This is a genomic window from Bradyrhizobium sp. AUGA SZCCT0177 (genome assembly GCF_018130125.1).
Taxonomy (GTDB): domain Bacteria; phylum Pseudomonadota; class Alphaproteobacteria; order Rhizobiales; family Xanthobacteraceae; genus Bradyrhizobium.
Map to the genome: position 1 here is coordinate 1 of NZ_JAFCMA010000005.1, position 24759 is coordinate 24759.

The following is a 24759-nucleotide window of genomic DNA, read 5'->3' on the forward strand; positions in this document are numbered from 1 at the left end:
ACATCGACAGCTTCCTGAAGATCCTGATCCGGGGCCTGATCCTGCTCGCGGCGCTGGTGATCAACGTCTATGCGCAGAAGCTGCGGGAGCGGACGGTGGAATGACGGCGGCATTCCAGGCCGTGAACTCATAGATCTGCCCGAGGGCTTTCGCCGAGCTGATATCTTTGTCGATCATATCTTGAAGGACGCCCCCTATTCGGGAATACCGGCCTTGATCAAGCCCTCCGCGAACACCTCGCAATGGGCGAAGCCGCGCAGATTGTTGCGCAGCACGCCCACCCTCAGCGGTGGCCCGACCTTGTTGCGGCGGGCGGTGAATTCCTCCGCCTCTTCGATCAGGCCGAGATGCCCGCAGCAGCTGATGAGCGCATTGTAGTGCCCGGCGAATTCGGCATCGGCGGCGACCGATGCCCGGACATATGGCAGCGCCTCCGCAAAGCGCCGCGCCGCGAGCAACGCCAAACCGTGGATCGTGGTGTAAAGGCCGGCAAAGGAATCCAATGGGCTCATGCGAAGCGCTTTTGCAGTTTCGGCGATCGCATCATCGAAGCGACCCGCCCGCAACAACGCCCAGCCATAAGCCGTGCGCGCGAGCGCGAAGCTGGGATTGAGGTTGAGGGCGGCCTGGTGCTCGGCCAGCGCGCGCTGGTGTTGGCAGGAGGTGCTCAAGTTGAGGCCGACGGTCATGTGGGCCCACGGCTCGCCCTGGTCGAGGCGCAGCGCCTCCTGGGCGTGCAAGGCGCTCTGCCTGTAGCCCTCGGAGCGGTCTTCAACGTAATAGTAGAGCGTGGCCCACCAGATCGCCCAGCTGAGCGTGGCGTGCGCTCGCGCATAGTTCGGGTCGATCTCTATGGCGCGGCGCAGCAAGCGTTGCGCCTCTTCATTGTGCTTGCGGCCAAACTTGTTAATGAGGTCGATGGCGCGGACCACGAGTCCCCAGACATCGACGCTTTCAGGCGGCTGTCGGGTGGCACGATAGCCCTCCTGGGCGTAGAGGTGCGGCTCGATCGCGGCAACGATGTTTTCCGTAATCTCGTCCTGGACCGTGAAGATGTCGTGCAGTTCACGATCGTATTTCTCCGCCCAGATGTGCTTGGCCGTCTCCCCATCGATGAGCTGGCCCGTGATGCGGATGCGCTGGCCAGCCGTGCGTACGCTGCCCTCCAGGACGTAGCGCACGCCCAGATCGCGGGCGATTGTCCTCACATCGACGGCTTTGTCTTTGTAGACAAAGGCCGAGTTGCGGGCGATGACGAAGAGCCAGCGAAGCCGGGACAGCGCCGTGGTGAGATCCTCGGTGACGCCGTCCGCGAAGTACGCGCGCTCCGGATCGTCACTGAGGTTCGTGAACGGCAGGACCACGATGGACGGCCTGTCCGGCAATGGCAGAGCTGGCGGAGCCGACGCGGCAGCGGCCAAGCCGACGTTGACCCGAAATACCTGCAACGGGTCAGCGATGTTTTTCAAACGCTGCTCACCCATATCAGCGTACTGGGCGGCGATCTTACCCTTGACCTGTTCGTATGCGGAACGCGACAAGCAGATTCCGCCGGGTTCAGCAATTCCTTCGAGTCGCGCTGCGATATTGACACCATCGCCCAGAATGTCATCGCCCTCGACCAGCACCTCGCCGAGATTGATGCCGATGCGGTATAGCACGCGCTGTTCCGCGATCAGCTTGGCGTTGCGTCGGGCCATTAGCTTCTGCACTTTGATCGCGCATTCGACCGCTGCCACCACCGATGGGAACTCAATGAGCACGCCGTCGCCCATGGTCTTGAAAATCCGTCCGTCGTGCTTTCCGACGATCGGCCGCATTGCCGCTAGATGGTCACGCAAGCGGCGCGCTGTCCCTGCCTCGTCCAAGCCCATGAGTCGGCTGTAACCAGCCACATCGGCGGCAAGGATCGCTGCAAGCCTGCGTTCGACCCGCTGCTGTGCCATGGACTGCTCTCCAGGCTACGGCTTGCGGCACTGTATCACAATGAGCGCACGGCTATCACCACGGGGCGATATCTGGTTCTGCCGCCGCCATTATGGAGGTATGTCTGTTATGGGTCATTCGCAACCGGGTCGAACCAGCAGCAAGTCCGCAATCCGCCGAAAGCGGAAGTGGACCACGCCCTAGCCAGCCGCTCGTCCTTACCCAGCGAAATCCGGCCGCCAGTCGCGCATTTCTCGTGCCGCTTTCGTCACATCGCCGATCGTGGGGAATGAGGACGATTCCACCAGCATCGCCCGCGCCAGACGCAGGCTCCGCGCCTCACAGACGGCGCGGCGCTTCGGATCCTCGATCAGTTCGAAGTCGATATTGTGTGCGAGACCGAGTATCCGGCGGATGATCTTGGCCGCGGCAAACCCGACGGTGTCGCCAAACAGCTGCGCCATATAGGCCTGCCGCTCGGCCCCGAGGCGCGCCGCACCATCAGTGCCGGCAAACAGCGATGCCGGATAGGCATCGCCCTTCGCTTCGGTGCGCCACAACTCGACGAATTTTCGCGCGAATTCCGTCCACACGCCCTCGACCGTCTGCAGCAGCCACGCCTCGAAGGCGCGCCGGTCGCCGGGCGAGGTTTCGTGACCGCTGGAGGCGAGATAGGCCATGAGGAGATTTGCGATGACGGCGCCGATATCGAACCCCATCGGCCCATAGAACGCGAATTCGGGATCGATCACCTGCGTCTCGCGATCCGTCACCATGATCGAGCCGGTATGAAGGTCGCCGTGGATCAGTGCTTCCGGCGAAGCCATGAACTTCAGCTTGAGCCTGGAGATCGCGACGTGCAGGTCGAGATCCCCGCGAAAGCGCGCCGCGGTCGCATCCAGCCAGGGCTGTGTCCAGCGGTTCTGTTCGGCGACGCGGTATGGATCGGTGAAGATCAGGTCCTCGGTAATCTTGCACAGCGCATGATTGCCGGCAAAGGCGGCAATGCCTTCCTTCTTCTCCGCGGCGGGGACCGCGAGATCGGAGCTGAAGAACAGCGTTCGCGCCAGAAAATTCGTGATGTCGTCGACGAAGCGCGGATAAGTGGTTCCGGCCACCAATCCCTTGCGCATGATGATATGCGGCTCAAGAAACTCCATCGCGATCAGCGCAAGCGCTTCATCGTGGTGGAGGACCACCGGCACCAGCCCGGGCGCCAGCCGGGCCTGATGGGTGAGCGCCAGATGTTCGTAGTGCGAGCGCGACAGCGGCAGCGGCCAGCTCTCGCCGACCAGGCGCACATAGGGCAGCGCCTGCTTGACGGCGATGCTGCCAGCCCCGCCGCGCACGATGAAGACGAGGTTGAGATTGCCGTCGCCGACCTCGCTGATCGACCAGGTGGCCGGCGCACCGCCAAGCTGGCTTGCGATCGCGGGAAGCTGCGCGAGATAGTCGCGCAGATCGGCTTCGCGCAGAATTCGGTATTGGTTCGGCCGGGGGGTATCCAACACTCGCTCGCGTGCGGTCATCGGTCGTCGCCTCCGGTTGTTGACGCCTGAGCTTCGGTCTCAATCCCGCTCGAGGAAGTTGGAACCGATGTCGGCTTTTTTCTTGATCGGATCGTAGTCGCAATAGACGCTGTCGGCGACCAGTGTGTAGCTCGCGATGATCGTATCCTTGTTGAGCTTGACCGAATTCAGGCCGATCGCCGCGGTCTGTTTGCCGCCGTTCCATTTGAACGGCGTCGAGCTCTGCGCTTTCTCGCAGGCTACGACCGCGTCGGGAAAGACCGCCTGCTCGACGAAGGCTTTCACCGTTCGAAGCTGCGTCTGCGTCTTCCAATTCATGTAGAACGACCCGCCAAGGCCGGCGGCGAGCAGGATCACCAGAGCAATCATGATGCGTTGAAAAGTCATTTCTGTTCTCCCGGCAAGCTAGTGCCTGGCCTCGCCGCGCCGCAAAATGTGCATTGACCCCTGTGCTCTAGAGCGTGATGACTTCTCTTCGATTCGTCATCCCACTCTAGCTCCTTGTTTGAGCATGATCTTTTCGGAAAACCGGTACCCACTTTTCCGGATCATGCTCTAGAACGGCGTCCCCATCAGCTTGGCCAGCCGCTCGATATTAAAGAATCCCTGATAATAGGCCCACATCGCGATGGCGAAAATGACCGCCGATATGATCGTGGTCCAGATCAGCTTGCGGCCCATCCGCGCCAGGACCGGCGCGCCGGGATCGGTGCCGGGGGCGCCCTCGCCGTCCTCGTGCTGGCTGCGCACGCCGAACGGCAGCGTCACGAACAGCACGACCCACCACAACACGAAGTAGATCGCGAACATCGTCGAGATGTTGTAGGCCATAAGAGTTCAGGCCTGTTCTATTTCGACGAGCGCGCCGGAAAAATCCTTCGGATGGAAAAACAGCACCGGCTTGCCGTGGGCGCCGATCTTGGGCACGCCGTCGCCGAGCACGCGCGCGCCCTCGCTGATCAGCTTGTCGCGCGCCACGATGATGTCGGGTACGTCGTAGCAGATGTGATGGATGCCGCCGTCGGCGTTGCGCTCGACGAATTTGGCGATCGGCGAGGCGTCGCCGAGCGGCTGGATGAACTCGATCTTGGTATTGGGCAGCGTCACGAACACGGTGATGACGCCGTGCTCCGGCAACGGCACCGCGCCGGAGATCTCAGCGCCGAACGCGCCGCCATAAATCCTGGCCGCCTTCTCGGCGTCCTTGACCGCAATCGCGACATGATTGAGCCGGCCCAGCATCGTTGCTCCTCCCCTAGTACCCAATTCCGCGGAACACGCGCTAGATCGTCAGCACATGCACGAGGCAGATCGGCTTCTTGCCCCAATGTTCGTTCAGCACCGCGCGTACCGCACGGCGCACCGATTCCGCGGTGGCATCGGCATCGCGCCGCCGCGCCCGCGGCAAGCCTTCCACGGTCGATACCACCACATCGAACACGATGTCGTCGAGGGGTTCGCCGGCCGTATTCTTCTCGGGGATGCCGACCAGATCGACCTCGGGATCGTCGGCCAGCTCGCCCTTGTCGGTCATCGCGATCGCCACGAAGGCACAGCCGGCAAATCCCATCCGGCGCCGCTCCACCACGGCGCGCGACTTGGAATCCTCCAGGATCGTGCCATCCTTGTAAATCCGGCCCGAAGGTAGTTGGTCGATGATGCCGGGGTCGCCGGGGCCGAGCTTGACCAGGTCGCCGTTTTTGCAAATCAGGACCTTCGGCACACCCGCGGTGCGCGCCAGCTTGGCGTGCTCGGACAGATGCAGGGCTTCGCCATGCACGGGGATCAGCAGCTGCGGACGCACCCAGGAGATCATGTCGCGCAGTTCGTCGCGGCGAGGATGGCCGGAGACATGGACCAGATCGGTGCGGTCGGTGATGACCTCGATGCCCTGCGTAACCAGGCCGTTGATGATGCTGCCGACCGCCTTCTCGTTGCCGGGAATGGTGCGCGAGGAAAAGATCACGCAGTCGCCCTTGTTCAGGGTCACCTGCGGATGGTCGTCATTGGCAATGCGCGCCAGTGCCGCGCGCGGCTCGCCCTGGCTTCCCGTGCACAGCGCCAGCACCTTGTCCGGCGGGAAATGGCCGTAAAGATCGGCGCCGCGGAAATTCTGCACACCGTCGAGATAGCCGGTTTCGCGCGCGACCTGCACCACCCGTTCCATGGCGCGGCCGACCACGACCACTTCGCGGTCGGCGGCCTTGGCGGCGTCCGCGACCGCCTTCAGGCGCGCGACGTTGGAGGCGAAGGTGGTGACGGCGACCCGGCCCTTGGCGGCCTTTACCAATTTCGTAATGGTGGCGGCGACCTCGGTCTCCGAGGGCGAGCGCCCGTCCCGCACCGCATTGGTGGAATCGCCGACCAGCGCCAGCACGCCCTCGTCGCCCAGTTCGCGCAGACGGCGCTCGTCGGTCGGCAGGCCTATGATGGGCGTCGGATCGATCTTCCAGTCGCCGGTGTGCAGCACGGTGCCGACCGAGGTGTGGATCGCCAGCGCGTGCGATTCCGGAATCGAATGCGCGACCGGGATGAACTCGACGTTGAACGGGCCGAGATGGACACGCCCTCCTGATGGAACCACCGTGACGGGGATTTTCGGCGGATTACGCTCGGCCGCCAGTTTGGCCTCGAACAGAGCCGCGCTGAACTTGGTCGCGTAGATCTTGCACTGCAGCTTCGGCCAGAGATCGATGATGGCGCCGAAATGGTCCTCATGGGCGTGCGTCAGCACCAGGCCCATCAGGTTCTTGCGTTCCTTCTCCAGGAAGCGGATGTCGGGCATGATCAGGTCGATGCCCGGCAAATGCTCCTCGTCGCCAAAGGAGACGCCGAGATCGACCGCAAGCCAGGATCGCTCGTGGCGGTTGCCGAGCCCGTAGATCGACAGGTTCATGCCGATCTCGCCGACGCCGCCGAGCGGCGCAAAGGTCAGTTCATCTGGTCTAGCCATCAGGCAGCTCCCACGGAGGCCGCCGAGCCAAAATAAACCTCGCCCGCGGCGATCGGGAGGTGTTTGCCTTCTGCGGTCCGCACGATCAGGCAGCCGCTTTCATCTATCGTGTCGAACGTGCCTGCGATAGTCGCAGTTCCGGTCTGGATTGCGACCGGCTCACCGAGGCCGGCGGCGCGCGCAAGCCACAGCCGGCGGATTTCGGCAAAGCCGCGACCATTGTCCCAGATGCCGCGGAACTCGACCCAGGCGTCCGATAGCACGGCGAACAGCTCCTCGGCGCCGACATGGACACCTAGCGCCGCCAGCGAAATGGCTGGCGTCGGCGTGCCGGTGGGGGCTGCGACCACATTGGTACCGATCCCGACCACGACAGCCAGCCGGTTGCCGGCGACAGCTTCGGCTTCGAGTGAAATACCGACCAGCTTTTGCTTCTCGACCAGCACGTCGTTCGGCCATTTCAGCTGAAATTTCAATGGGTCAGAGCCGGCCCTTCGCAGATTGGCTTCGATGCTCACCTGCTGCAGGGCGGTCGCGATCGCGAGCCCGGCGGCAAAGCCCAATGTCGCGGCGGTCGCGGGCGGGACGTCGATGATCTCGAGAACGCTGCTGGCAAGGTTGCCGCGCGGCGCGATCCAGGCGCGCTGGCGCCGTCCCTTTCCTGCCGTCTGCTCTGTCGTGACGAACCAAGTCGATCCGGGCTCACCACTGCGGGCGAGCGCCATGGCCTCGGTATTGGTCGAACCGACCTGGTCAAAGGCGGCGAGACGGTAACCCGCCGATAAGGCCCGGGAACCGAGCGCGAAGGCCATCTAGAAAAGCGACTTCGCCGCGGCCGCGGCCACGCTGACCAGCAGCCCCGGATAGACGAAAAAGAAGATCGTGAAGATGCCCGTGATCGCCAGTACCACGCGCAATTCGGTGCGCATCGGGTCGAGCTCGCCTGCCGGCTCGTCGAAATACATCACCTTGATGATGCTGAGATAGTAGAACGCGCCCACGACGCTGGCGAGCACGCCGACCACGGCGAGCGTGAACAGGCCTGCCTTGATCGCGGCGACGAAGACGTACCATTTGGCGAAGAAGCCCGCGAGCGGCGGAATGCCGGCCAGCGAGAACAGCAGCATCGCAAAGACGAAGGCGAGCAGCGGATTGGTGCGCGACAGACCGGCAAAGTCGCTGATCTGCTCCATCGGCTGGCCGTTGCGCTTCATGGTCAGGATGACCGAGAAAGTGCCGAGCGTCATCGCGACATAGATCGCGATATAGACCAGCACGCCCTGCGCGCCTTCGACGGTGCCGGACGCGAGCCCGACCAGCGCAAAACCCATATGGCCGATCGAGGAATAGGCCATCAGGCGCTTGATGTTCTTCTGCCCGATGGCGGCAAACGAGCCCAGCACCATCGAGGCGATCGCCACGAACACGATGATCTGCTGCCACTGCGAGACGATGCCCGGGAATGCCGTCAGCGCCACGCGCGTAAACACCGCCAATGCCGCGACCTTGGGCGCGGAGGCAAAGAACGCGGTCACCGGCGTCGGCGCGCCCTCATAGACGTCGGGCGTCCACATGTGGAACGGCACCGCGGAGACCTTGAAGCAGAGGCCCGCGAGCAGGAACACCAGGCCAAACACGAGCCCGATGTTGCCGGTTTTCGCAGCCGCCGCGATGCCGGCGAAGCTGACGGTGCCGGTAAAGCCGTAGATCAGCGACGCGCCGTAGAGCAGCATGCCCGAAGACAGCGCGCCGAGCACAAAATACTTCAGGCCGGCTTCGGTGGATTTGGCGTTGTCGCGGTTGCTGGCGGCGACCACGTAGAGCGCTAGACTCATCAGTTCCAGCCCGAGATAGAGCATGATCAGGTCGCCGGCCGAGATCAGCACCATCATGCCGAGCGTCGAGAGCAGCACCAGGATCGAATACTCAAAGATCCGCCGCGACGGATCGGACAGGAATTCCGCCGACAGGATCAGCGTCGCGCCAGAGCCGATCAGCGCCAGGATCTTTAGGAAACGCGCAAAATCGTCGACGATGAAGCTGCCGCCGAAGGTCGTGAGCTTGCCGGCCGGCAGCATCAGCTCCAGCGCGCCGGTCAGGATCAGCAGGCATACCGCAAGGCTTGTAACGAGCTTCGTCGTCCCCTCGCCGCCGCGATAGGCGCCGAGCATCAGCAGTGCCATGGCACCCGCAGCCAGCACCAGCTCCGGCAACACCGGCAGCAACTGATAACCTGCACTTTGGAAGCTCATGGAGGCGGCCTTACTGGATCAACGCGGCTGCCTTCACGGCAGTCACGGCGGTGTTGTAATTGTTGACGAGTTGCTGAACCGAGGCCGCCGACATGTCGAGCACCGGTTTCGGATAGACGCCGAACAGGATGGTGAGGAACACCAGCGGGAACAGCATCAGGCCTTCGCGGAACGTGAGGTCCTTGATGCTGGCGAGCGCCGGCTTGGTCAGGGTGCCGAACACCACCTTGCGATAGAGCCAGAGCGCATAGCCCGCCGAGAGGATCACGCCGAACGTGGCGAAGGTCGCGGTCGGGATCGAGACCTTGAAGGTGCCGATCAGCGTCATGAATTCGCCGACGAAGCCGCTAGTGCCGGGCAACCCGACATTGGCCATGGTGAACACCATGAACACCAGCGCGTAGAGCGGCATCCGGTTCACGAGGCCGCCGTAAGCGGCGATCTCGCGGGTGTGCATGCGGTCGTAGACGATGCCGACGCAAAGGAACAGCGCGCCCGAGACGATGCCGTGCGAGATCATCTGGAACACGCCGCCGGCCACGCCCTGCGTGGTGCCGGCGAAAATGCCCATGGTGACGAAACCCATATGCGCCACCGACGAATAGGCGATCAGCTTCTTGATGTCTTCCTGCATCAAGGCCACCAGCGAGGTGTAGATGATCGCGATCGCCGACAGCGAGAAGATGATCCAGGCGAAATCATGCGACGCCAGCGGGAACATCGGCAGCGAGAAGCGCAGGAAGCCGTAGCCGCCCATCTTCAACAGGATCGCCGCCAGGATCACCGAGCCCGCGGTCGGCGCCTCGACGTGGGCGTCCGGCAACCAGGTGTGCACCGGCCACATCGGCATCTTCACCGCGAACGATGCAAAGAACGCCAGCCATGCCCAAGTCTGCAGGGAACGCGGCACGGCGGTGTGCATCAGCGTCGGGATATCGGTAGTTCCGGCGTTCCAGTACAGCGCCATGATCGCCAGCAGCATCAAGACCGAGCCGAGCAGCGTATAGAGGAAGAACTTGAAGGACGCGTAGACCCGGCGCGGGCCGCCCCAGACGCCGATGATCAGGAACATCGGGATCAGGCCGCCCTCGAAGAACAGGTAGAACAGCACGAGGTCGAGCGCCGAGAAGGTGCCGATCATCAGCGTTTCCAACAGCAGGAACGCCATCATGTATTCGCGCACCCGCATCGTCACCGATTTCCAGCTCGCGATGATGCAGAACGGCATCAGGGCGGTGGTCAGGATCACGAACGGCAGTGAAATGCCGTCGACACCCATGTGGTAGGTGATGCCGCTCGCCAGCCACGACGCCTTTTCAATGAACTGGAAGTCCGGATTGGTCGCATCGAAGCGCCAGACCAGGATCAGCGAGACCGCAAAGGTCACCAGCGTGGTCCACAGCGCGATCCAGCGCGAGTTGCTTCTCGCCGCGTCGTCGTCGCCGCGGCTGATGTAGATCACCAGCGCGCCGAACAGCGGCAGGAAGGTGACGACCGAGAGAATGGGCCAGGTTGTCATCACTGGCCTCCCAAGCCGAACATGAACCAGGTGATTAGTCCGGCGACCCCGATCAGCATCGCAAACGCGTAGTGATAGAGATAGCCGGTTTGGATCTTCACGACGTTGCGGGTGACATCGAGCACCCGCGCGGAAATGCCGTCGGGGCCGAAGCCGTCGATGACATAGCCATCGCCCTTCTTCCACAGGAAGTGGCCGATCCATTTGGCCGGACGAACGAAGATCAGGTCATACAGCTCGTCGAAATACCATTTGTTGAGCAGGAACTGGTACAGCATCGGGTGCTGATTGGCGAGTTCGACCGGCAGATAGGGCCGGCGAATATAGAAGACGTAGGAGATGTAGGCGCCCACCACCATCATCACTGTCGGCAGGTACGCGATCCACGCCGGGATGTGGTGCATCTCTTCGATGATGTTCGGGTGCATCTTCAGGGATTCACGGAAGAACTCGGCCACGCCGTGGCCTGCGAACAATTCCTTGAACGGAAAGCCGGCCAGGATCGAGCCTGCGGCGAGGACGCCGATCGGGACCAGCATCCACAGCGGAGCCTCGTGGGCGGCTTCATAGTGCTCCTGATCGTGCGGTTCGCCGTGGAAGGTCTTGAAGATCAGACGCCAGGAATAGAACGAGGTCAGGCCGGCTGCGACCACCGTCATCAGGAAGCCGTACATCGCGAACGGATTATGCGAGACGAACGCAGATTCGATGATCGCATCCTTGGAGAAATAGCCGGCAGTGAGCGGGAATCCAGTCAATGCCAGCGTGCCGATCACCATCACGATATAGGTGAAGGGAATCCTGTCCTTCAGCCCGCCCATGTTGCGGATGTCCTGCTCATGATGCATCGCGTAGATCACCGAGCCGGAGCCCAGGAACAGCAGTGCCTTGAAGAAGGCGTGCGTGAACAGATGGAAGATGCCGACCGAATAGGCCCCTGCCCCCATCGCCACGAACATGTAGCCGAGCTGCGAACAGGTCGAGTAGGCGACGATGCGCTTGATGTCGTTCTGCACGAGGCCAATCGTCGCCGCAAAGAACGCGGTGGTGGCGCCGAAGAACATCACGACGGCCTGCGCATTCGGCGCCAGCTCGAACAGCGGCGACAGGCGCGCCACCATGAACACGCCGGCGGTGACCATGGTTGCGGCATGGATCAGCGCCGAGACCGGCGTCGGGCCTTCCATGGCGTCCGGCAACCAGGTGTGCAGCAGGAACTGGGCGGACTTGCCCATCGCGCCCATGAACAGCAGCAGGCAGGTCAGCGTCAGCGCGTCGGCATGCCAGCCGAACACGTCGATGGTCTTGCCTGCGAGCCCCGGCGCACCCGCAAAGATGGTCTCGAAATCGGTGGACTTGAGCAGCATGAACACGGCGAAGATGCCGAGCGCGAAGCCGAAATCGCCGACGCGGTTGACCACGAAGGCCTTGATCGCCGCCGCATTGGCCGACGGCTTCTGGTACCAGAAACCGATCAGGAGATAGCTGGCGAGACCGACGCCCTCCCAGCCGAAGAACATCTGCACCAGGTTGTCCGAGGTCACCAGCATCAGCATCGCGAAGGTGAACAGCGACAGATAGGCAAAGAAGCGCGGCCGGTGCGGATCCTCGTCCATGTAGCCGATGGAATAAAGATGCACGAGCGCCGAGACCGTGTTGACCACAACCAGCATCACCGCGGTCAGCGTATCCACGCGCAGCGACCATGCGACCTGCAGATCGCCGGAATTGATCCAGGGGAACAGGGCAATGCGGGCGTCATGGTGCATGAAGCCGACATCGACCAGCGTGACCCAGGAAAGGGCAGCCGAAATCATCAAGAGGCCGGTCGTGATCAGTTCCGCTGCGCGCGAACCTGCCGCCGGCGGCTCGGACACGTGGTGGTCGTCATGGCCGTGGTCATCGTGGCCATGGTCGTCATGGGCGGCCGCAGCATGCGCGTGCGCATCGTGCCCATGATGCCCGTCATCGTGATGCTCGACGGTGTCGCCGCTCGGGTTGCGCGCGTGCGCGCCAAAAATGGCGATCAGGCCGGCCAGTATGGCGCCCAGCAGCGGCAGAAAGACGATTGCCTGAACCATCAACGTTTTCCCTTGCGCATGATCTTGCCGGAAAACCGGCGTCCACTTTTCCGGATCATGCGCCGTCAGCCCTTCATCAAATTAACGTCTTCAACCGCGATCGAACCGCGGTTGCGGAAGTACACAACCAGCACCGCCAAGCCGATCGCGGCCTCGGCTGCGGCAACCGTCAGCACCAGCAGCGCAAACACCTGGCCGACGATGTCGCCGAGGAAGGTCGAGAACGCCACCAGGTTGATGTTGACCGAAAGCAGGATCAGCTCGATCGACATCAGGATGACGATGATGTTCTTGCGGTTGAGGAAGATGCCGAGGATCCCGAGCGTGAACAGGATGGCGCCGACCGAGAGGTAATGTCCGAGCCCGATCGTCATTTCACCCACTCCGCCGCGTCCGCGTCCTGCAGGCCCTGGCCCGCGGCCACCTTGCGCACGCTCATCGCGAGCTCCGGCGTCCGCGCGTTCTGCACGTTGATGTCCTGCCGCTTGACGTTGACCTTGTGGCGCAGCGTCAGCACGATGGCGCCGATCATCGCGACCAGCAGCACCATGCCGGCGAGCTGGAAGTAGTGGATGTACTTCGTATAGAGCACGAGGCCGAGCGCCTCGGTGTTGCTGATATTCGTCGGGATTGCCGCCGTGATGTTCTTGGTCACGGACGGATTGATCGCCCAGCCGCCGACGACAAGCAGAAGCTCGAACACGAAGATGCCGCCGATCACGAGCCCGATCGGCAGATATTGCATGAAGCCCTCGCGCAGCTCGACGAAGTCGACGTCGAGCATCATGATCACGAACAGGAACAGCACCGCCACCGCGCCGACATAGACCACGATCAGCATCATGCCGAGGAACTCGGCGCCCATCAGGATGAACAGGCCCGAGGCGTTGACGAAGGCCAGGATCAGATACAGCACGGAGTGCACGGGATTGCGCGAGACAATCACCATCACCGCCGACGCCACGCAGATGCCGGCAAACAGATAGAAGAACAGCGCGGGAAGGATCATGCCCTCACCTCACCGGTACGGCGCGTCGAGTTCGATCGATTTTGCAATCTCTCGCTCCCAACGGTCGCCATTGGCGAGCAATTTCGCCTTGTCATAATAGAGTTCCTCGCGGGTCTCGGTCGCGAATTCGAAATTCGGTCCCTCGACGATGGCATCGACCGGGCAGGCTTCCTGGCACAGGCCGCAATAGATGCATTTCACCATGTCGATGTCGTAGCGCACAGTGCGGCGGGTGCCGTCGTTGCGGCGCGGGCCGGCCTCGATGGTGATCGCCTGCGCCGGACAGATCGCCTCGCACAGCTTGCAGGCGATGCAGCGCTCTTCGCCGTTCGGATAGCGGCGCAGCGCATGCTCGCCGCGGAAGCGCGGCGAAATCGGGCCCTTCTCGAACGGATAGTTCAGCGTCGGCTTCGGCTTGAAGAAGTAGCGCATGGCGAGGAAGAACGCCGATACGAACTCGGTCAGGAGAAGCGAGCGGGCTGTTGCGTTGATATTGATGCTCATAGCGACCTCATTTCGGCGCGAGCCCCGCGAATTGCAGGACCCCGGCGACGATCACCACCATCGCCAGCGACAGCGGTAGGAACACCTTCCAGCCGAGCCGCATCAGTTGATCGTAGCGGTAGCGCGGCACGATCGCCTTCGCCATCGCGAACATGAAGAACATGAAGAACACTTTCAGCGCGAACCAGATGATCCCGGGCACCCAGGTGAACGGGGCGTAGGGAACCGGCGGCAGCCAGCCACCCAGGAACAGGATCGTCGCCAGCGCGCACATCGTGGTGATCGCGACGTATTCGCCGAGCATGAATAGCAGATACGGCGTCGAGCCGTATTCGGTCATGAAGCCCGCGACCAGTTCGGATTCCGCTTCAACCAGGTCGAACGGCGGCCGGTTGGTTTCGGCCAGCGCCGAGACGTAGAAGATCACGAACATCGGAAACAGCGGCAGCCAGTACCAGCCGAGCAACCCGAATCTGGTGTTCTGGGCCTGCACCACGTCGGTCAAGTTCAGCGAGCCCACGCACAAGAGCACCGTGATGATCACGAAGCCGATCGAGACTTCGTACGACACCATCTGCGCCGCCGAACGCAGCGCGGCGAGGAACGGATATTTCGAGTTCGACGACCAGCCGGCCATGATGATGCCGTAGATCGACAGCGACGAGATCGCGAAGATGTAGAGCACGCCAACATTGATGTTGGCGATCACCCAGCCGAAATCCATCGGGATCACGGCCCAGGCCGCCAGCGCCAGCACGCAAGAGACCAGCGGCGCGAGCAGGAACACGCCCTTGTTGGAGCCGGAGGGAATAACCGGCTCCTTCAGCACGAACTTCAAAAGGTCGGCGAAGGATTGCAGCAGGCCCCAGGGGCCGACGACGTTGGGACCGCGGCGGATCTGCACCGCCGCCCAGATCTTGCGGTCGGCAAGCAGGATGTAGGCGATCGCGATCAGCAGCACGACCAGCAGCAGCAGGCTCTGCGCGACCATGATGATCAGCGGCCACAGGAAACCGGTCCAGAACGAGCTTGCGAAGAATTCAGCCATCAGGTCACGCTCACTCCGCTGCCGTCAGCATTTGCCCGGACGCCAGGCGGGAACACTCCGCCATCACCGCCGACGCGCGCGCGATCGGGTTGGTGAGGTAGAAATCCGCGACGGGCGTCTTGAACGGCGTCTTGTCAACGCTGCCGCCCTTGCCGGCCAGCGCCTTCACCTCTTCCGGCTTACCGGGCTCGATCTGGTCGATCCGCATCAGATGCGGCACGGCCTTGAATAGCTCCTGCCGCAACGCCTGAAGCGAGTCATAAGGCAGCTTCTTGCCGAGCACATCCGACAGCGCACGGACGATCGCCCAGTCCTCGCGCGCCTCGCCCGGCGGGAACGCGGCACGGTTGGCGATCTGCGCCCTGCCCTCGGTGTTGACGTAGATGCCGGATTTTTCGGTATAGGCCGCGCCCGGCAAAATGACGTCGGCGCGATGCGCGCCGCGGTCGCCATGGGTGCCGATATAGACCACGAAGGTCCCGTCCGGCACCTTGACGTCGTCAGCCCCTAGCAGGAATAGCACGTCGAGCGTGCCGAAGGTCGTCATTTGCGCGAGATTCAGGCTGCCCTTGCCGGCCGCAAAGCCGATATCGAGCGCGCCCGCGCGCGACGCCGTATCCTGCAGCACGCCAAAACCGTTCCAGCCGTCCTTGAGTGCGCCGACGTCGACCGCGAGTTTGGCAGCGAGCGCCAGCACCGCCGCGCCGTCATGGCGCGCCAGTGATCCGGCGCCGACCAGCACGATCGGGTTCTTGGCGCCCTTGAGCACCTCGGCGAAGGAATGCTTGCCGGCCGCGAGATCGCCGAGCGAGTCGGTACCGGCACCGAGATAGTCGTAATCATAGGTCAGGTCGGCCTTGGCGCCGATGACGCCGATCTTGAGCCTTCCCGTGCGCCAGCGCTTGCGGATGCGGGCGTTGAGGACGGCGGCTTCCTTGCGCGGGTTCGATCCCACGATCAGCAGCGCGTCGGCCTGCTCGATCCCGGCAATAGTCGGATTGAAGATATAGGACGCGCGGCCTGCGCTGGGGTCGAAGGCGTCGCTGCCCTGCACCGCGAGATTGCTTGAGCCGCACTTCGCCAGCAGTTCCTTCAGCGCGAACATCTCTTCGACCGCGGCAAGGTCGCCGGCGATCGCGCCGATCCGCTTGCCGTCGATACGGCCGGTCTTGGCAGCAATCGCCGCAAACGCTTCAGACCACGACGCGGCGCGGAGCTGGCCGTTCTGGCGGATATAGGGCCGGTCAAGCCGCTGGGTCCGCAGGCCGTCGACGATGTGACGGGTCTTGTCGGAAATCCATTCCTCGTTCACGGCCTCGTTGATGCGCGGCAGGATTCGCATCACCTCGCGGCCGCGGGTATCGACCCGGATCGCGGAGCCTACGCCGTCCATCACGTCGACCGACTGGGTCTTGCCGAGCTCCCAGGGCCGCGCCGCAAAGGCATAGGGCTTCGAGGTCAGCGCGCCGACCGGGCAGATGTCGACGAGATTGCCCTGCAGTTCCGAAGTCAGCGCCGATTCCAGGTAGGTCGTGATTTCCATGTCCTCGCCGCGGCCGGTCGCGCCCATTTCCGGCGCGCCGCAGACTTCGGCGGAGAAACGGACGCAGCGCGTGCACTGGATGCAGCGGTTCATCGAAGTCTTGACCAGCGCGCCCAGATATTTGTCCTCGACCGCGCGCTTGTTTTCGGCAAAGCGCGAGGTATCGACGCCGTAGCCCATCGCCTGGTCCTGCAGGTCGCACTCGCCGCCCTGGTCGCAGATCGGGCAATCCAAGGGATGGTTGATCAGCAGGAATTCCATCACTCCCTCGCGCGCCTTCTTCACCATCGGCGAACGCGTCGAGATTTCCGGCGGCTCGCCCTTCGGACCCGGACGGCAATCGCGCACGCCCCAGGCGCAGCTTGCGACCGGCTTCGGGCCGCCCTTCACCTCGACGAGGCACATCCGGCAATTGCCGGCGATCGACAGCCGCTCGTGGTAGCAGAAGCGCGGAATTTCGGCGCCCGCGGCCTCGCACGCCTGCAGCAGCGTGTACTCCGGGGGGACATCGATCTCTTTGCCATCGACGATGAGTTTGGTCATTGCGCTCTCAAGTCTTTCCGAGCTTGCAGTCGGGTGGTGTAACGCTTGATGTCTTCAGCGACGCCTTGATCCATTGCTGGGTCTCGGCGCCATAGGTGGCCAGATAGGCCGGCTGCGCCGCGTTCTTCTCGCACAGGAACGGCAGATGCGGCTTCAAATCGTAATCGCAGGAGGCCTGCCATTCGCGCTTTCCCGCGAACGCGCCGATCGCTTCCTCGCAGGCGTAGAGGAAGTAGGTGACGAAGCTCTCGTACTGAACCTGCTCGTCGCGGCCGGAAGCCTTGATCTTGTCGTAGTCCGGCTGCGCGAACTTCGGATTCTTGAACGCCAGGTCGGTGTAGCCCAGAAACGCCTGCCGCGCGCTGGTCGCGCGGTTGCCTGTGCGGATCTCGTTGATCTGGAGCAGGATCGCAACAAAGCCGAGCAGCGCCACGGTCGCCTGCGCCATCTGCGCCAGCGTTCCGTATTTCTGCCACCAAAAGCTCGGTTGCGACATGGACATTACTCCGCCGCGACCATGTTTACGGGGTCGCGCACGCCGATATCGTCGATATCGGCCTTATGCGAATACTGATCGATACGCTCTTCGATCTCGTGGCGAAAATGCGCGATCAGGCCCTGGATCGGCCACGCCGCGGCATCGCCCAGCGCGCAGATGGTGTGGCCTTCGACCTGTTTGGTCACCTCCAGCAGCATATCGATCTCGCGCTTGTGGGCGCGGCCGTCGGCCATGCGGGTGAGCACCCGCCACATCCAGCCAGTACCCTCGCGGCACGGCGTGCACTGGCCGCAGCTCTCGTGCTTGTAGAAATAGGAAATGCGCGCGATTGCCCGGATCAAATCGGTCGATTTGTCCATCACGATGACAGCCGCGGTGCCGAGGCCGGAGCGCAGTTTGCCAAGGCTGTCGAAATCCATCGGCGTATCGATGATCTGTTCGGCCGGCACCATGCGCACCGACGAGCCGCCGGGGATGACCGCCTTTAGATTGTCCCAGCCGCCGCGAATGCCGCCGCAATGGCGCTCGATCAATTCGCGGAACGGAATCCCCATCGCCTCTTCGACGTTGCAGGGCCGCTCGACATGGCCGGAAATGCAAAACAGTTTTGTGCCGACATTGTTGGGCCGGCCGATCGCGGCGAACCATGCCGCGCCACGCCGCAGGATATCGGGAGCCACCGCAATCGACTCGACGTTGTTGACGGTGGTCGGGCAGCCATAGAGACCGACATTGGCCGGGAATGGCGGCTTCAGCCGCGGCTGGCCCTTCTTGCCTTCGAGGCTTTCCAAGAGCGCGGTCTCTTCGCCGCAGATATAGGCGCCGGCGCCGTGCGCGACATAAATGTCGAACGGCCAGCCATTGAGGTTGTCCTTGCCGACCAGCTTGGCGTCATAGGCCTGGTCGATCGCGGCCTGCAGATGTTCGCGCTCCCTGATGAATTCGCCGCGCACATAGATGTAGCAGGCATGCGCGTTCATCGCGAAGCTCGCGAGCAAACAGCCCTCGACCAGAAGATGCGGATCGTGCCGCATGATCTCGCGGTCCTTGCAGGTGCCGGGCTCGGACTCGTCGGCATTGACGACGAGATAGCTTGGCCGGCCGTCGGTGGATTCCTTCGGCATGAACGACCATTTCAGCCCGGTCGGAAAACCCGCGCCGCCGCGCCCGCGCAGGCCGGAGGCCTTCATCTCGTTGATGATCCAGTCGCGGCCCTTGTCGATGATCGATTTGGTGCCATCCCAGGCGCCGCGGCGGCGTGCACCCTCAAGGCCCCAATCGTGCAGGCCGTAGAGATTCTTGAAGATGCGATCCTTGTCGTCGAGCATGACCAGAACTTCCCGGGATCAACGTTTGGACTGAGAGTAAGCGAGCCCCGCGGCGCATCCGCCGAAGGTCAGCGCCCACAACAAAGCGGAATCAAGCGAGGCGCTCAGCGCGTAGCGCTGCAGCAGAAAAATGAACGTCGCCGCGGCCAGGGCGTGAAGGGTCATCAACTGCCAGGTCTTCATCGCAGCGGCCCTCCCCGGCCCGCCCGCTCGCAACAAGCGATCGCGCGTCATGTGGTTTCCTTCAGCGTTGTCGGGCCGCCCACCGGCGCCGAGAACTGACGGTCGATCTGCGGTCCAGGCTTTGGCGGATTGCCGGAGGCAAAGCCGTCCAGCACCTTGCCGAAGTTTTCCTTGTTCAGGTCCTCGTAGGTGTCCTTCCAGATCAGCACCATCGGCGCGTTGACGCAGGCGCCCAGGCACTCGACCTCTTCCCAGCTGAAATTGCCGTCCTTCGACAGGTGGAAGGGATCGTGATGGATGCGGCTCTGGCACACTTTGATGATGTCTTCCGCGCCGCGCAGGCGGCACGGCGTGGTACCACAGACCTGGACATGGGCTTTCTTGCCGACCGGCTGCAGCTGGAACATGGTGTAGAAGGTCGCGACCTCGAGCACGCGGATGTAGGGCATATCCAGGAGATCCGCGACCGCGCGGATCGCGGCTTCCGAAACCCATCCCTCATGCTGCTCCTGCACGCGCCACAGGATCGCAATCACCGCCGACGCCTGGCGTCCGGGCGGATACTTCTCGATCTGCTTCTTCGCCCAGGCGAGGTTCTCGTCGGAGAACGCAAAGCTCGCGGGCTGCAGTTCCTTTGGTGCAAGGCGGCGGACGGACATCGTTCAGTCTCTCATTGCGCGCGGGGCTGCGGCTTTCGCATTGAGCGCATTGATCCGGTCGAGCCAGAATGCGCTTGCGGTGCCGAACACGTTGTAGCCGACGTGGGTTGAAACCTTGATGCGATCGAGGATGGAAAGGTCGGTCACGGTTTCAAGGCGATTGCTGCGCGGATCGTAGACGATCAGCTTCAGCGGGGTCTGGTCGAGGATGTAGCGCGACACGGTATGCTGGGGATCGTTGCCGTGCTCCTCGCACAGGATCACGCTGTCGGCCTCCAGCAGCCGCTTGCCGCCCTTCATGGCCTCGATCTCGACGCCTTCGACGTCGAGCTTGATCAGGAATTTTCCGCCGGCCGCGACCTTGCCGTCGTCGATCAGATTGTCGAGCGCGATCACAGGCACTTCCTCGCCAGCGGTCTGGTCGCCGGCGATGCTGAAGGCTTCATGCTTGGTGCCGCTCAATCGCGCAGTGCCGCGCGCCGCGCCGATCGCGCATTTCATCGCTTCGAAGCGGTTGCCGTTGAGTCTCGCGTTGTTGGCCAGCTTCGGGAAATTCTGCCCCGACGGCTCGATCGCGATCGCCTTGTGCGAGCCGAACGGCTTGCTTGAGACCAGCACCGACCAGTAGCCGTAATTGGCGCCGCAATCGAGCAGCGTGTAGTCGACGTCGACCGATTCCCGGAACAGCAATTCGAGTTCGTTCTCATAGGCGAACGAGCGGTTGAGCAGCTTGCTCCAGTAGCCGTCGCCATAGGGGAATGCGAATGTCGCGTCCGCATTCAGCCTGACGTCGATGTCGCGCTCGGGCAACGTCCTGCGCAGCAGGTTGGCGCACATGTTGTAGCCGCGATGCGAAAAGTTCGACGATATTTTCGATCCCAGCGTCAGCGCCACCGCAGCCAGCCGCTCCCACGGGTTGGCGCCTTCAAGCGCACCCGAAGCCCGGTCAAACTGGATTGGCGGCTGCGCCATCACCGATCGACCTCTCCGAACACGATGTCGAGCGAGCCGAGGATGGCCGAGACGTCGGCGAGCAGATGGCCCTTGCAGATGTGGTCCATCGCCTGCAGATGGGCAAAGCCCGGCGCGCGGATCTTGCACTTGTAGGGCTTGTTGCTCCCGTCGGCGACCAGGTAGACGCCGAACTCGCCCTTCGGCGCCTCGACCGCGGCGTAGACTTCGCCGGCCGGCACGCGGACGCCCTCGGTATAGAGCTTGAAGTGATGGATCAGCGCTTCCATCGAGCGCTTCATCTCGCCACGGCGCGGCGGCGCGATCTTGTTGTCCTCGACGACGACAGGCCCCTGCCCGTCCGGCGCCCGCAGCTTGGCGATGCACTGCTTCATGATGCGCACCGACTGGCGCATCTCTTCCATGCGGATGCAGTAGCGGTCGTAGCAGTCGCCGTTCTTGCCGATCGGAATGTCGAAATCCATCTCGGCATAGCATTCATAAGGCTGCGACTTGCGCAGATCCCAGGCGGCACCGGAGCCGCGCACCATCACGCCGGAGAAACCCCACTCCCAGGCTTCCTTCAGCGGCACCACGCCGATATCGACGTTGCGCTGCTTGAAGATGCGGTTGCCGGTGAGCAGCGTTTCGAGGTCGGCGACGACCTGCAGGAACGGATCGCACCAGGCGTCGATGTCGTCGATCAGTTTTGGCGGCAAATCCTGATGCACGCCGCCGAGGCGGAAGTACGCCGCATGCATGCGCGAGCCGGAAGCGCGCTCATAGAACACCATCAGCTTTTCGCGTTCTTCAAAACCCCACAGCGGCGGGGTCAGCGCGCCGACGTCCATCGCCTGCGTGGTGACGTTGAGCAGATGCGACAGGATGCGGCCGATCTCGCTATAGAGCACCCGGATCAATTGCCCGCGGCGCGGCACCGTGATGCCCAGCAACTTTTCCGCCGCGAGGCAGAACGCATGTTCCTGGTTCATCGGCGCGACGTAATCGAGCCGGTCGAAATACGGGATCGCCTGCAGATAAGTTTTCTGCTCGATCAGCTTTTCGGTGCCGCGATGCAAGAGGCCGATGTGCGGATCGACGCGCGCGACGACCTCGCCGTCCAATTCGAGCACGAGACGCAGAACGCCATGGGCTGCCGGATGCTGCGGTCCAAAGTTGATCGTGAAATTTCGAAGATTCTGTTCGTTCATGGTCAGGCCTTCGGCTCCGCCTTCTCATCGCCGGGCAGCGGATAGTCAGCGCCTTCCCATGGCGAGAGGAAATCGAACTTGCGGAATTCCTGGTTGAGACGGACGGGTTCGTACAACACCCGCTTCTCCTGGTCGTCGTAACGCACCTCGACGAAGCCGGTGAGCGGGAAATCCTTGCGCAGCGGATGGCCGTCGAAGCCGTAATCGGTCAGCAGGCGGCGCATGTCGGGATGGCCGGTGAAGATCACGCCATAGAGGTCGTAGCATTCGCGTTCGAACCAGTCGGCGCCGGGAAACACGTCGATGATCGAGGGCACCTGCGTGGTCTCGTCGGCCTCGGCGCGCACGCGGAGGCGACCGTTCAGCGTCGGGGACAGGAAGTGATAGATCACGTCGAAGCGTTTTTCGCGGCCGGGATAATCCACCGCCGTGACGTCGATGATGCTGACGAAACGGCAGGAGGGATCGTCGCGCAGGAATTTAACGACCTCGACGATTTTGGTCGCGTCGACCGTGATCGTGAGCTCGTTGTACGCGACCGCGTGGGCGCTGGCCGCACCCGGAAGCGCGCTAACAATCGTCTGCCCCAAGGCGTCGAGCTTGCCGTCGTCCATTGACCTGAAACCTTAGCGTTCGATGGTGCCGATGCGCCGGATCTTCTTCTGCAACAGCAACACGCCGTAGAGCAGCGCTTCCGCCGTCGGAGGGCAGCCGGGCACGTAGATGTCGATCGGCACGATCCGGTCGCAGCCGCGCACGACCGAATAGGAATAGTGATAATAGCCGCCGCCATTGGCGCACGACCCCATCGAGATCACGTAGCGCGGCTCCGGCATCTGGTCGTAGACCTTGCGCAACGCCGGCGCCATTTTGTTGGTCAGCGTCCCCGCAACGATCATGACGTCGGACTGCCGCGGCGAAGCGCGCGGCGCAAAGCCGAAGCGCTCGACGTCGTAACGCGGCATCGACACCTGCATCATCTCGACGGCGCAGCAGGCCAGACCGAACGTCATCCACATCAGCGAGCCGGTGCGCGCCCAGGTGATGAGATCGTCGGTCGCGGCGACGAAGAAGCCCTTGTCGGAAAGCTCGTGATTGACCTCGAGGAAGTACGGGTCATTGGCGCCGACCGGCTTGCCGGTCGAGGGATCGATAATGCCGGTCGCGGCCGGTGCGATCACCGGCGAAGACCCATGCGATACGGCGGTGGGGCTCAATCCCATTCGAGCGCGCCTTTCTTCCATTCGTAGGCAAAGCCGACCGTGAGGACGGCGAGGAACACCATCATCGACCAGAAGCCGGTGGCGCCGAGCTTGCCGAAAGCCACCGCCCACGGAAACAGGAACGCCACTTCGAGGTCGAAGATGATGAAAAGGATCGCCACCAGATAGAAGCGGACGTCGAATTTCATGCGGGCGTCATCGAAAGCGTTGAATCCGCATTCATAGGCGGAAAGCTTTTCCGGATCGGGCTGCTGGAACGCGACGAGGAACGGGGCAATCAACAGCGCCAGACCGATCAGGCTTGCCACCCCGATAAACACCATAAGTGGAAGGTAATTCTGCAGGATGCCGTTCATCGGCGGGACCTTTTCCTGCGGTTTCGGACAGCCGCAGATTCGCTGATTGGAATTATTCTTGAGGCTTAGCGCAGCGCAACAGAGGGCGCAAGACAAGCTATTTTGTGGTCTAACCGGGGCTACCACGCCGTGGACAACTCAGGAAAGCAAGGGCGTTCCCGTCGCCACCCTGGCCAGCGTTTCGCGCCGTGCTTCTCGCGCAATCCATTCATGCGAACCCTGCTCGCGCGGCGCGTAATTGGTGTACCGATCAGCCAACAGAATGTCCGGGCCCGCCGCTCCGGTTTTCGCGATGTGCATGCTGACGCAGGATTGCAAAACCATGGTGGCGGCTTCCGCCTCGGGCGACTTTTGCGATCGCACACACCGTCGAAGCCGAGCATGCGAGCGCTGGCGTCCGCGATCATCCTGATGACCGCAACCTGCTTTGGCCAGGGGCGTCGGCGCGCTCGCGGTCGGCACGATCAACGGGACGAACTGAAGAACGACTATGGCGCAGGCGCAGCGCCATTCCCTTCTGTCGGCCGAGGTCACGACTCGGCGCACTGCTGTGGACACCAAACGAACGGGTGACAGAACCGATCTCGGCATATCCCATTGTTATTGCTTATATTTCAAGCCATGTCGCCGGCCTATGCCTTCGCCGCGACAACGGGCGAACCACCTAACGACGCCGAAAAGGCGCAAAATCGCCCCGAAAGCCCACCGGACGAAACCATTTCACGGAATCCACGAAACCGTCCCGAAACAGACGGGGCGTACATCTCTTGCCATCAGATGGCGCATAGACGCCTCGGAGGCATCACATGAACCACTCAATTCACTCGGCAGACCGTTCGACCCACCTGAAGATCGTGGTTGTCGCGCTCGTGGCTGGTATCGCGGTGGCAGCTTTCGGCATCTCGGCGCGCACCAATTCGGAATACACCCAGACAGCCCAGACCCAGGTCGTGAAGGCAGGCAAGCCGGTTGTCATCACCAGCTCGCAGACCTCGGCGGTCCGCTAAGGGGTTTCGTTCTCAGCACCGGCAAGACGGCCGCCTTCGGGCGGCTTTTTTGTTGGCTGCGCAGCCACTTCTGCCGCACGCTGGAACCATCGGGCCGCGTTTGAGCGCAACCGAGTTCCAGTCCGACGATCGGGGGATTTTTCTTTAAGCCATTGAAAAATGGCGCGAGAGACGGGACTCGAACCCGCGGCCTCCGCCGTGACAGGGCGGCGCTCTAACCAACTGAGCTACTCCCGCGGATGCGTAATCACGTCTTGATCCGCGCAGAAGCGAGGACTTAAAGGGCCTCCTTGTTTTAGTCAAGGACGTTGCGAATCCCCTTGTCAAATGGGCCTTTTTGCGATGCCGATGCAAATAACGGCCTATTTGCAGGCAAAACAGCGTAGGCACCCGCCACCCGAATCGTTTAAGGCCTGATACGCCTAAGTTTCCGTA

At 62.7% G+C, this 24759-nt stretch carries 26 protein-coding genes, 1 tRNA gene and 1 pseudogene; 2 read left to right on the forward strand and 26 right to left on the reverse strand.

The window, feature by feature from the left end; translation table 11 throughout:
• A pseudogene (locus tag JQ597_RS37570) lies at nt 1-104 on the forward strand (ABC transporter permease); the annotation flags it as partial.
• Between the two features lie 90 nt (nt 105-194).
• Here the strand turns inward: JQ597_RS37570 and JQ597_RS07150 are convergent.
• The 25 genes from JQ597_RS07150 to JQ597_RS07270 form a co-directional block, all read right to left on the reverse strand.
• Nucleotides 195-1946: an adenylate/guanylate cyclase domain-containing protein gene (locus JQ597_RS07150; protein ID WP_212263530.1), complete on the reverse strand. Its 1752-nt coding sequence runs from the start codon at nt 1944-1946 to the stop codon at nt 195-197.
• A gap of 198 nt (nt 1947-2144) precedes the next feature.
• Nucleotides 2145-3455 (reverse strand): S-methyl-5-thioribose kinase, encoded by a 1311-nt coding sequence (gene mtnK / locus JQ597_RS07155; RefSeq protein ID WP_212263531.1) that lies wholly within the window; start codon nt 3453-3455, stop codon nt 2145-2147.
• 39 nt (nt 3456-3494) lie between these two features.
• Nucleotides 3495-3842 carry a hypothetical protein gene (locus tag JQ597_RS07160; RefSeq protein ID WP_212263532.1) on the reverse strand — a complete coding sequence of 116 codons (348 nt, stop codon included), beginning with the start codon at nt 3840-3842 and terminating at the stop codon, nt 3495-3497.
• Nucleotides 3843-4010: 168 nt separating this feature from the next.
• Nucleotides 4011-4286 carry a DUF1467 family protein gene (locus JQ597_RS07165; protein ID WP_212263533.1) on the reverse strand — a complete coding sequence of 92 codons (276 nt, stop codon included), beginning with the start codon at nt 4284-4286 and terminating at the stop codon, nt 4011-4013.
• A gap of 6 nt (nt 4287-4292) precedes the next feature.
• Nucleotides 4293-4697 (reverse strand): methylmalonyl-CoA epimerase, encoded by a 405-nt coding sequence (gene mce / locus JQ597_RS07170; RefSeq protein WP_212263534.1) that lies wholly within the window; start codon nt 4695-4697, stop codon nt 4293-4295.
• A gap of 40 nt (nt 4698-4737) precedes the next feature.
• Complete coding sequence (locus tag JQ597_RS07175; RefSeq protein ID WP_212263535.1) at nt 4738-6408, reverse strand: ribonuclease J; 1671 nt, start codon at nt 6406-6408, stop codon at nt 4738-4740.
• Nucleotides 6408-7220, reverse strand: a complete 813-nt coding sequence (locus JQ597_RS07180) for a biotin--[acetyl-CoA-carboxylase] ligase (protein ID WP_212263536.1) — start codon at nt 7218-7220, stop codon at nt 6408-6410. The genes JQ597_RS07175 and JQ597_RS07180 overlap by 1 nt, the downstream gene beginning before the upstream one ends.
• Nucleotides 7221-8660, reverse strand: a complete 1440-nt coding sequence (nuoN, locus tag JQ597_RS07185) for an NADH-quinone oxidoreductase subunit NuoN (RefSeq protein ID WP_212263537.1) — start codon at nt 8658-8660, stop codon at nt 7221-7223.
• A gap of 10 nt (nt 8661-8670) precedes the next feature.
• Nucleotides 8671-10179, reverse strand: a complete 1509-nt coding sequence (locus JQ597_RS07190; RefSeq protein ID WP_212263538.1) for an NADH-quinone oxidoreductase subunit M — start codon at nt 10177-10179, stop codon at nt 8671-8673.
• Entirely contained in the window at nt 10179-12260 is a 2082-nt protein-coding gene (gene nuoL, locus JQ597_RS07195; protein WP_212263539.1) for an NADH-quinone oxidoreductase subunit L, read from the reverse strand. Before nuoL ends, JQ597_RS07190 begins: the two co-directional genes overlap by 1 nt.
• 65 nt (nt 12261-12325) lie before the next feature.
• Nucleotides 12326-12634, reverse strand: coding sequence for an NADH-quinone oxidoreductase subunit NuoK (gene nuoK / locus JQ597_RS07200; protein WP_028162793.1), 309 nt, complete (start codon nt 12632-12634; stop codon nt 12326-12328).
• Complete coding sequence (locus JQ597_RS07205; RefSeq protein WP_212263540.1) at nt 12631-13269, reverse strand: NADH-quinone oxidoreductase subunit J; 639 nt, start codon at nt 13267-13269, stop codon at nt 12631-12633. Before JQ597_RS07205 ends, nuoK begins: the two co-directional genes overlap by 4 nt.
• Before the next feature lie 9 nt (nt 13270-13278).
• On the reverse strand, nt 13279-13767 hold the full coding sequence (gene nuoI / locus JQ597_RS07210; protein ID WP_212263767.1) for an NADH-quinone oxidoreductase subunit NuoI: 489 nt from the start codon (nt 13765-13767) through the stop codon (nt 13279-13281).
• A 13-nt stretch (nt 13768-13780) separates the two neighbouring features.
• Nucleotides 13781-14821, reverse strand: a complete 1041-nt coding sequence (nuoH, locus tag JQ597_RS07215; RefSeq protein ID WP_192733448.1) for an NADH-quinone oxidoreductase subunit NuoH — start codon at nt 14819-14821, stop codon at nt 13781-13783.
• A gap of 10 nt (nt 14822-14831) precedes the next feature.
• A complete protein-coding gene (gene nuoG, locus JQ597_RS07220) occupies nt 14832-16907 on the reverse strand; it encodes an NADH-quinone oxidoreductase subunit NuoG (protein ID WP_212263541.1) in 2076 nt (691 codons plus the stop codon).
• 7 nt (nt 16908-16914) lie between these two features.
• Nucleotides 16915-17403, reverse strand: a complete 489-nt coding sequence (locus JQ597_RS07225) for a hypothetical protein (protein WP_212263542.1) — start codon at nt 17401-17403, stop codon at nt 16915-16917.
• A gap of 5 nt (nt 17404-17408) precedes the next feature.
• Nucleotides 17409-18734 (reverse strand): NADH-quinone oxidoreductase subunit NuoF, encoded by a 1326-nt coding sequence (gene nuoF, locus JQ597_RS07230; protein WP_212032190.1) that lies wholly within the window; start codon nt 18732-18734, stop codon nt 17409-17411.
• An 18-nt stretch (nt 18735-18752) separates the two neighbouring features.
• Nucleotides 18753-18968, reverse strand: a complete 216-nt coding sequence (locus JQ597_RS07235) for a hypothetical protein (RefSeq protein ID WP_212263543.1) — start codon at nt 18966-18968, stop codon at nt 18753-18755.
• A complete protein-coding gene (gene nuoE / locus JQ597_RS07240) occupies nt 18965-19576 on the reverse strand; it encodes an NADH-quinone oxidoreductase subunit NuoE (protein WP_212263544.1) in 612 nt (203 codons plus the stop codon). The genes JQ597_RS07235 and nuoE overlap by 4 nt, the downstream gene beginning before the upstream one ends.
• A 3-nt stretch (nt 19577-19579) precedes the next feature.
• Entirely contained in the window at nt 19580-20548 is a 969-nt protein-coding gene (locus JQ597_RS07245; RefSeq protein ID WP_212263545.1) for an FkbM family methyltransferase, read from the reverse strand.
• Entirely contained in the window at nt 20548-21738 is a 1191-nt protein-coding gene (locus tag JQ597_RS07250) for an NADH-quinone oxidoreductase subunit D (RefSeq protein ID WP_212263546.1), read from the reverse strand. Before JQ597_RS07250 ends, JQ597_RS07245 begins: the two co-directional genes overlap by 1 nt.
• Before the next feature lie 2 nt (nt 21739-21740).
• Nucleotides 21741-22352, reverse strand: coding sequence for an NADH-quinone oxidoreductase subunit C (locus JQ597_RS07255; protein ID WP_212263547.1), 612 nt, complete (start codon nt 22350-22352; stop codon nt 21741-21743).
• A gap of 12 nt (nt 22353-22364) precedes the next feature.
• Nucleotides 22365-22961 (reverse strand): NuoB/complex I 20 kDa subunit family protein, encoded by a 597-nt coding sequence (locus JQ597_RS07260; RefSeq protein ID WP_192733457.1) that lies wholly within the window; start codon nt 22959-22961, stop codon nt 22365-22367.
• Nucleotides 22952-23317, reverse strand: a complete 366-nt coding sequence (locus tag JQ597_RS07265; protein WP_212263548.1) for an NADH-quinone oxidoreductase subunit A — start codon at nt 23315-23317, stop codon at nt 22952-22954. Before JQ597_RS07265 ends, JQ597_RS07260 begins: the two co-directional genes overlap by 10 nt.
• A gap of 138 nt (nt 23318-23455) precedes the next feature.
• Nucleotides 23456-23851: a hypothetical protein gene (locus JQ597_RS07270; RefSeq protein ID WP_212263549.1), complete on the reverse strand. Its 396-nt coding sequence runs from the start codon at nt 23849-23851 to the stop codon at nt 23456-23458.
• A gap of 272 nt (nt 23852-24123) precedes the next feature.
• Here JQ597_RS07270 and JQ597_RS07275 point away from each other — a divergent pair, with 272 nt between their 5' ends.
• Nucleotides 24124-24324, forward strand: a complete 201-nt coding sequence (locus JQ597_RS07275; protein ID WP_212263550.1) for a hypothetical protein — start codon at nt 24124-24126, stop codon at nt 24322-24324.
• A 160-nt stretch (nt 24325-24484) separates the two neighbouring features.
• Here JQ597_RS07275 and JQ597_RS07280 read toward each other — a convergent pair.
• Nucleotides 24485-24561 (reverse strand) — tRNA-Asp (locus JQ597_RS07280).
• Nucleotides 24562-24759 lie beyond the last annotated feature (198 nt).

Excerpts from the sequence above, each read along its gene's own strand:
- nuoL (WP_212263539.1), bottom strand. The coding sequence starts at position 12,260 with ATGGTTCAGGCAATCGTCTTTCTGCCGCTGCTGGGCGCCATACTGGCC.
- nuoK (WP_028162793.1), bottom strand. The coding sequence starts at position 12,634 with ATGACGATCGGGCTCGGACATTACCTCTCGGTCGGCGCCATCCTGTTC.
- JQ597_RS07165 (WP_212263533.1), bottom strand. The coding sequence starts at position 4,286 with ATGGCCTACAACATCTCGACGATGTTCGCGATCTACTTCGTGTTGTGG.
- JQ597_RS07175 (WP_212263535.1), bottom strand. The coding sequence starts at position 6,408 with ATGGCTAGACCAGATGAACTGACCTTTGCGCCGCTCGGCGGCGTCGGC.
- JQ597_RS07160 (WP_212263532.1), bottom strand. The coding sequence starts at position 3,842 with ATGACTTTTCAACGCATCATGATTGCTCTGGTGATCCTGCTCGCCGCC.
- nuoG (WP_212263541.1), bottom strand. The coding sequence starts at position 16,907 with ATGACCAAACTCATCGTCGATGGCAAAGAGATCGATGTCCCCCCGGAG.
- JQ597_RS07255 (WP_212263547.1), bottom strand. The coding sequence starts at position 22,352 with ATGGACGACGGCAAGCTCGACGCCTTGGGGCAGACGATTGTTAGCGCG.
- JQ597_RS07190 (WP_212263538.1), bottom strand. The coding sequence starts at position 10,179 with ATGACAACCTGGCCCATTCTCTCGGTCGTCACCTTCCTGCCGCTGTTC.
- JQ597_RS07260 (WP_192733457.1), bottom strand. The coding sequence starts at position 22,961 with ATGGGATTGAGCCCCACCGCCGTATCGCATGGGTCTTCGCCGGTGATC.
- JQ597_RS07265 (WP_212263548.1), bottom strand. The coding sequence starts at position 23,317 with ATGAACGGCATCCTGCAGAATTACCTTCCACTTATGGTGTTTATCGGG.
- JQ597_RS07225 (WP_212263542.1), bottom strand. The coding sequence starts at position 17,403 with ATGTCGCAACCGAGCTTTTGGTGGCAGAAATACGGAACGCTGGCGCAG.
- mce (WP_212263534.1), bottom strand. The coding sequence starts at position 4,697 with ATGCTGGGCCGGCTCAATCATGTCGCGATTGCGGTCAAGGACGCCGAG.
- JQ597_RS07275 (WP_212263550.1), top strand. The coding sequence starts at position 24,124 with ATGAACCACTCAATTCACTCGGCAGACCGTTCGACCCACCTGAAGATC.
- mtnK (WP_212263531.1), bottom strand. The coding sequence starts at position 3,455 with ATGACCGCACGCGAGCGAGTGTTGGATACCCCCCGGCCGAACCAATAC.
- JQ597_RS07250 (WP_212263546.1), bottom strand. The coding sequence starts at position 21,738 with ATGAACGAACAGAATCTTCGAAATTTCACGATCAACTTTGGACCGCAG.
- JQ597_RS07180 (WP_212263536.1), bottom strand. The coding sequence starts at position 7,220 with ATGGCCTTCGCGCTCGGTTCCCGGGCCTTATCGGCGGGTTACCGTCTC.
- JQ597_RS07245 (WP_212263545.1), bottom strand. The coding sequence starts at position 20,548 with ATGGCGCAGCCGCCAATCCAGTTTGACCGGGCTTCGGGTGCGCTTGAA.
- nuoE (WP_212263544.1), bottom strand. The coding sequence starts at position 19,576 with ATGTCCGTCCGCCGCCTTGCACCAAAGGAACTGCAGCCCGCGAGCTTT.
- nuoF (WP_212032190.1), bottom strand. The coding sequence starts at position 18,734 with ATGCTCGACGACAAGGATCGCATCTTCAAGAATCTCTACGGCCTGCAC.
- nuoH (WP_192733448.1), bottom strand. The coding sequence starts at position 14,821 with ATGGCTGAATTCTTCGCAAGCTCGTTCTGGACCGGTTTCCTGTGGCCG.
- JQ597_RS07205 (WP_212263540.1), bottom strand. The coding sequence starts at position 13,269 with ATGATCCTTCCCGCGCTGTTCTTCTATCTGTTTGCCGGCATCTGCGTG.
- JQ597_RS07150 (WP_212263530.1), bottom strand. The coding sequence starts at position 1,946 with ATGGCACAGCAGCGGGTCGAACGCAGGCTTGCAGCGATCCTTGCCGCC.
- nuoN (WP_212263537.1), bottom strand. The coding sequence starts at position 8,660 with ATGAGCTTCCAAAGTGCAGGTTATCAGTTGCTGCCGGTGTTGCCGGAG.
- JQ597_RS07235 (WP_212263543.1), bottom strand. The coding sequence starts at position 18,968 with ATGACGCGCGATCGCTTGTTGCGAGCGGGCGGGCCGGGGAGGGCCGCT.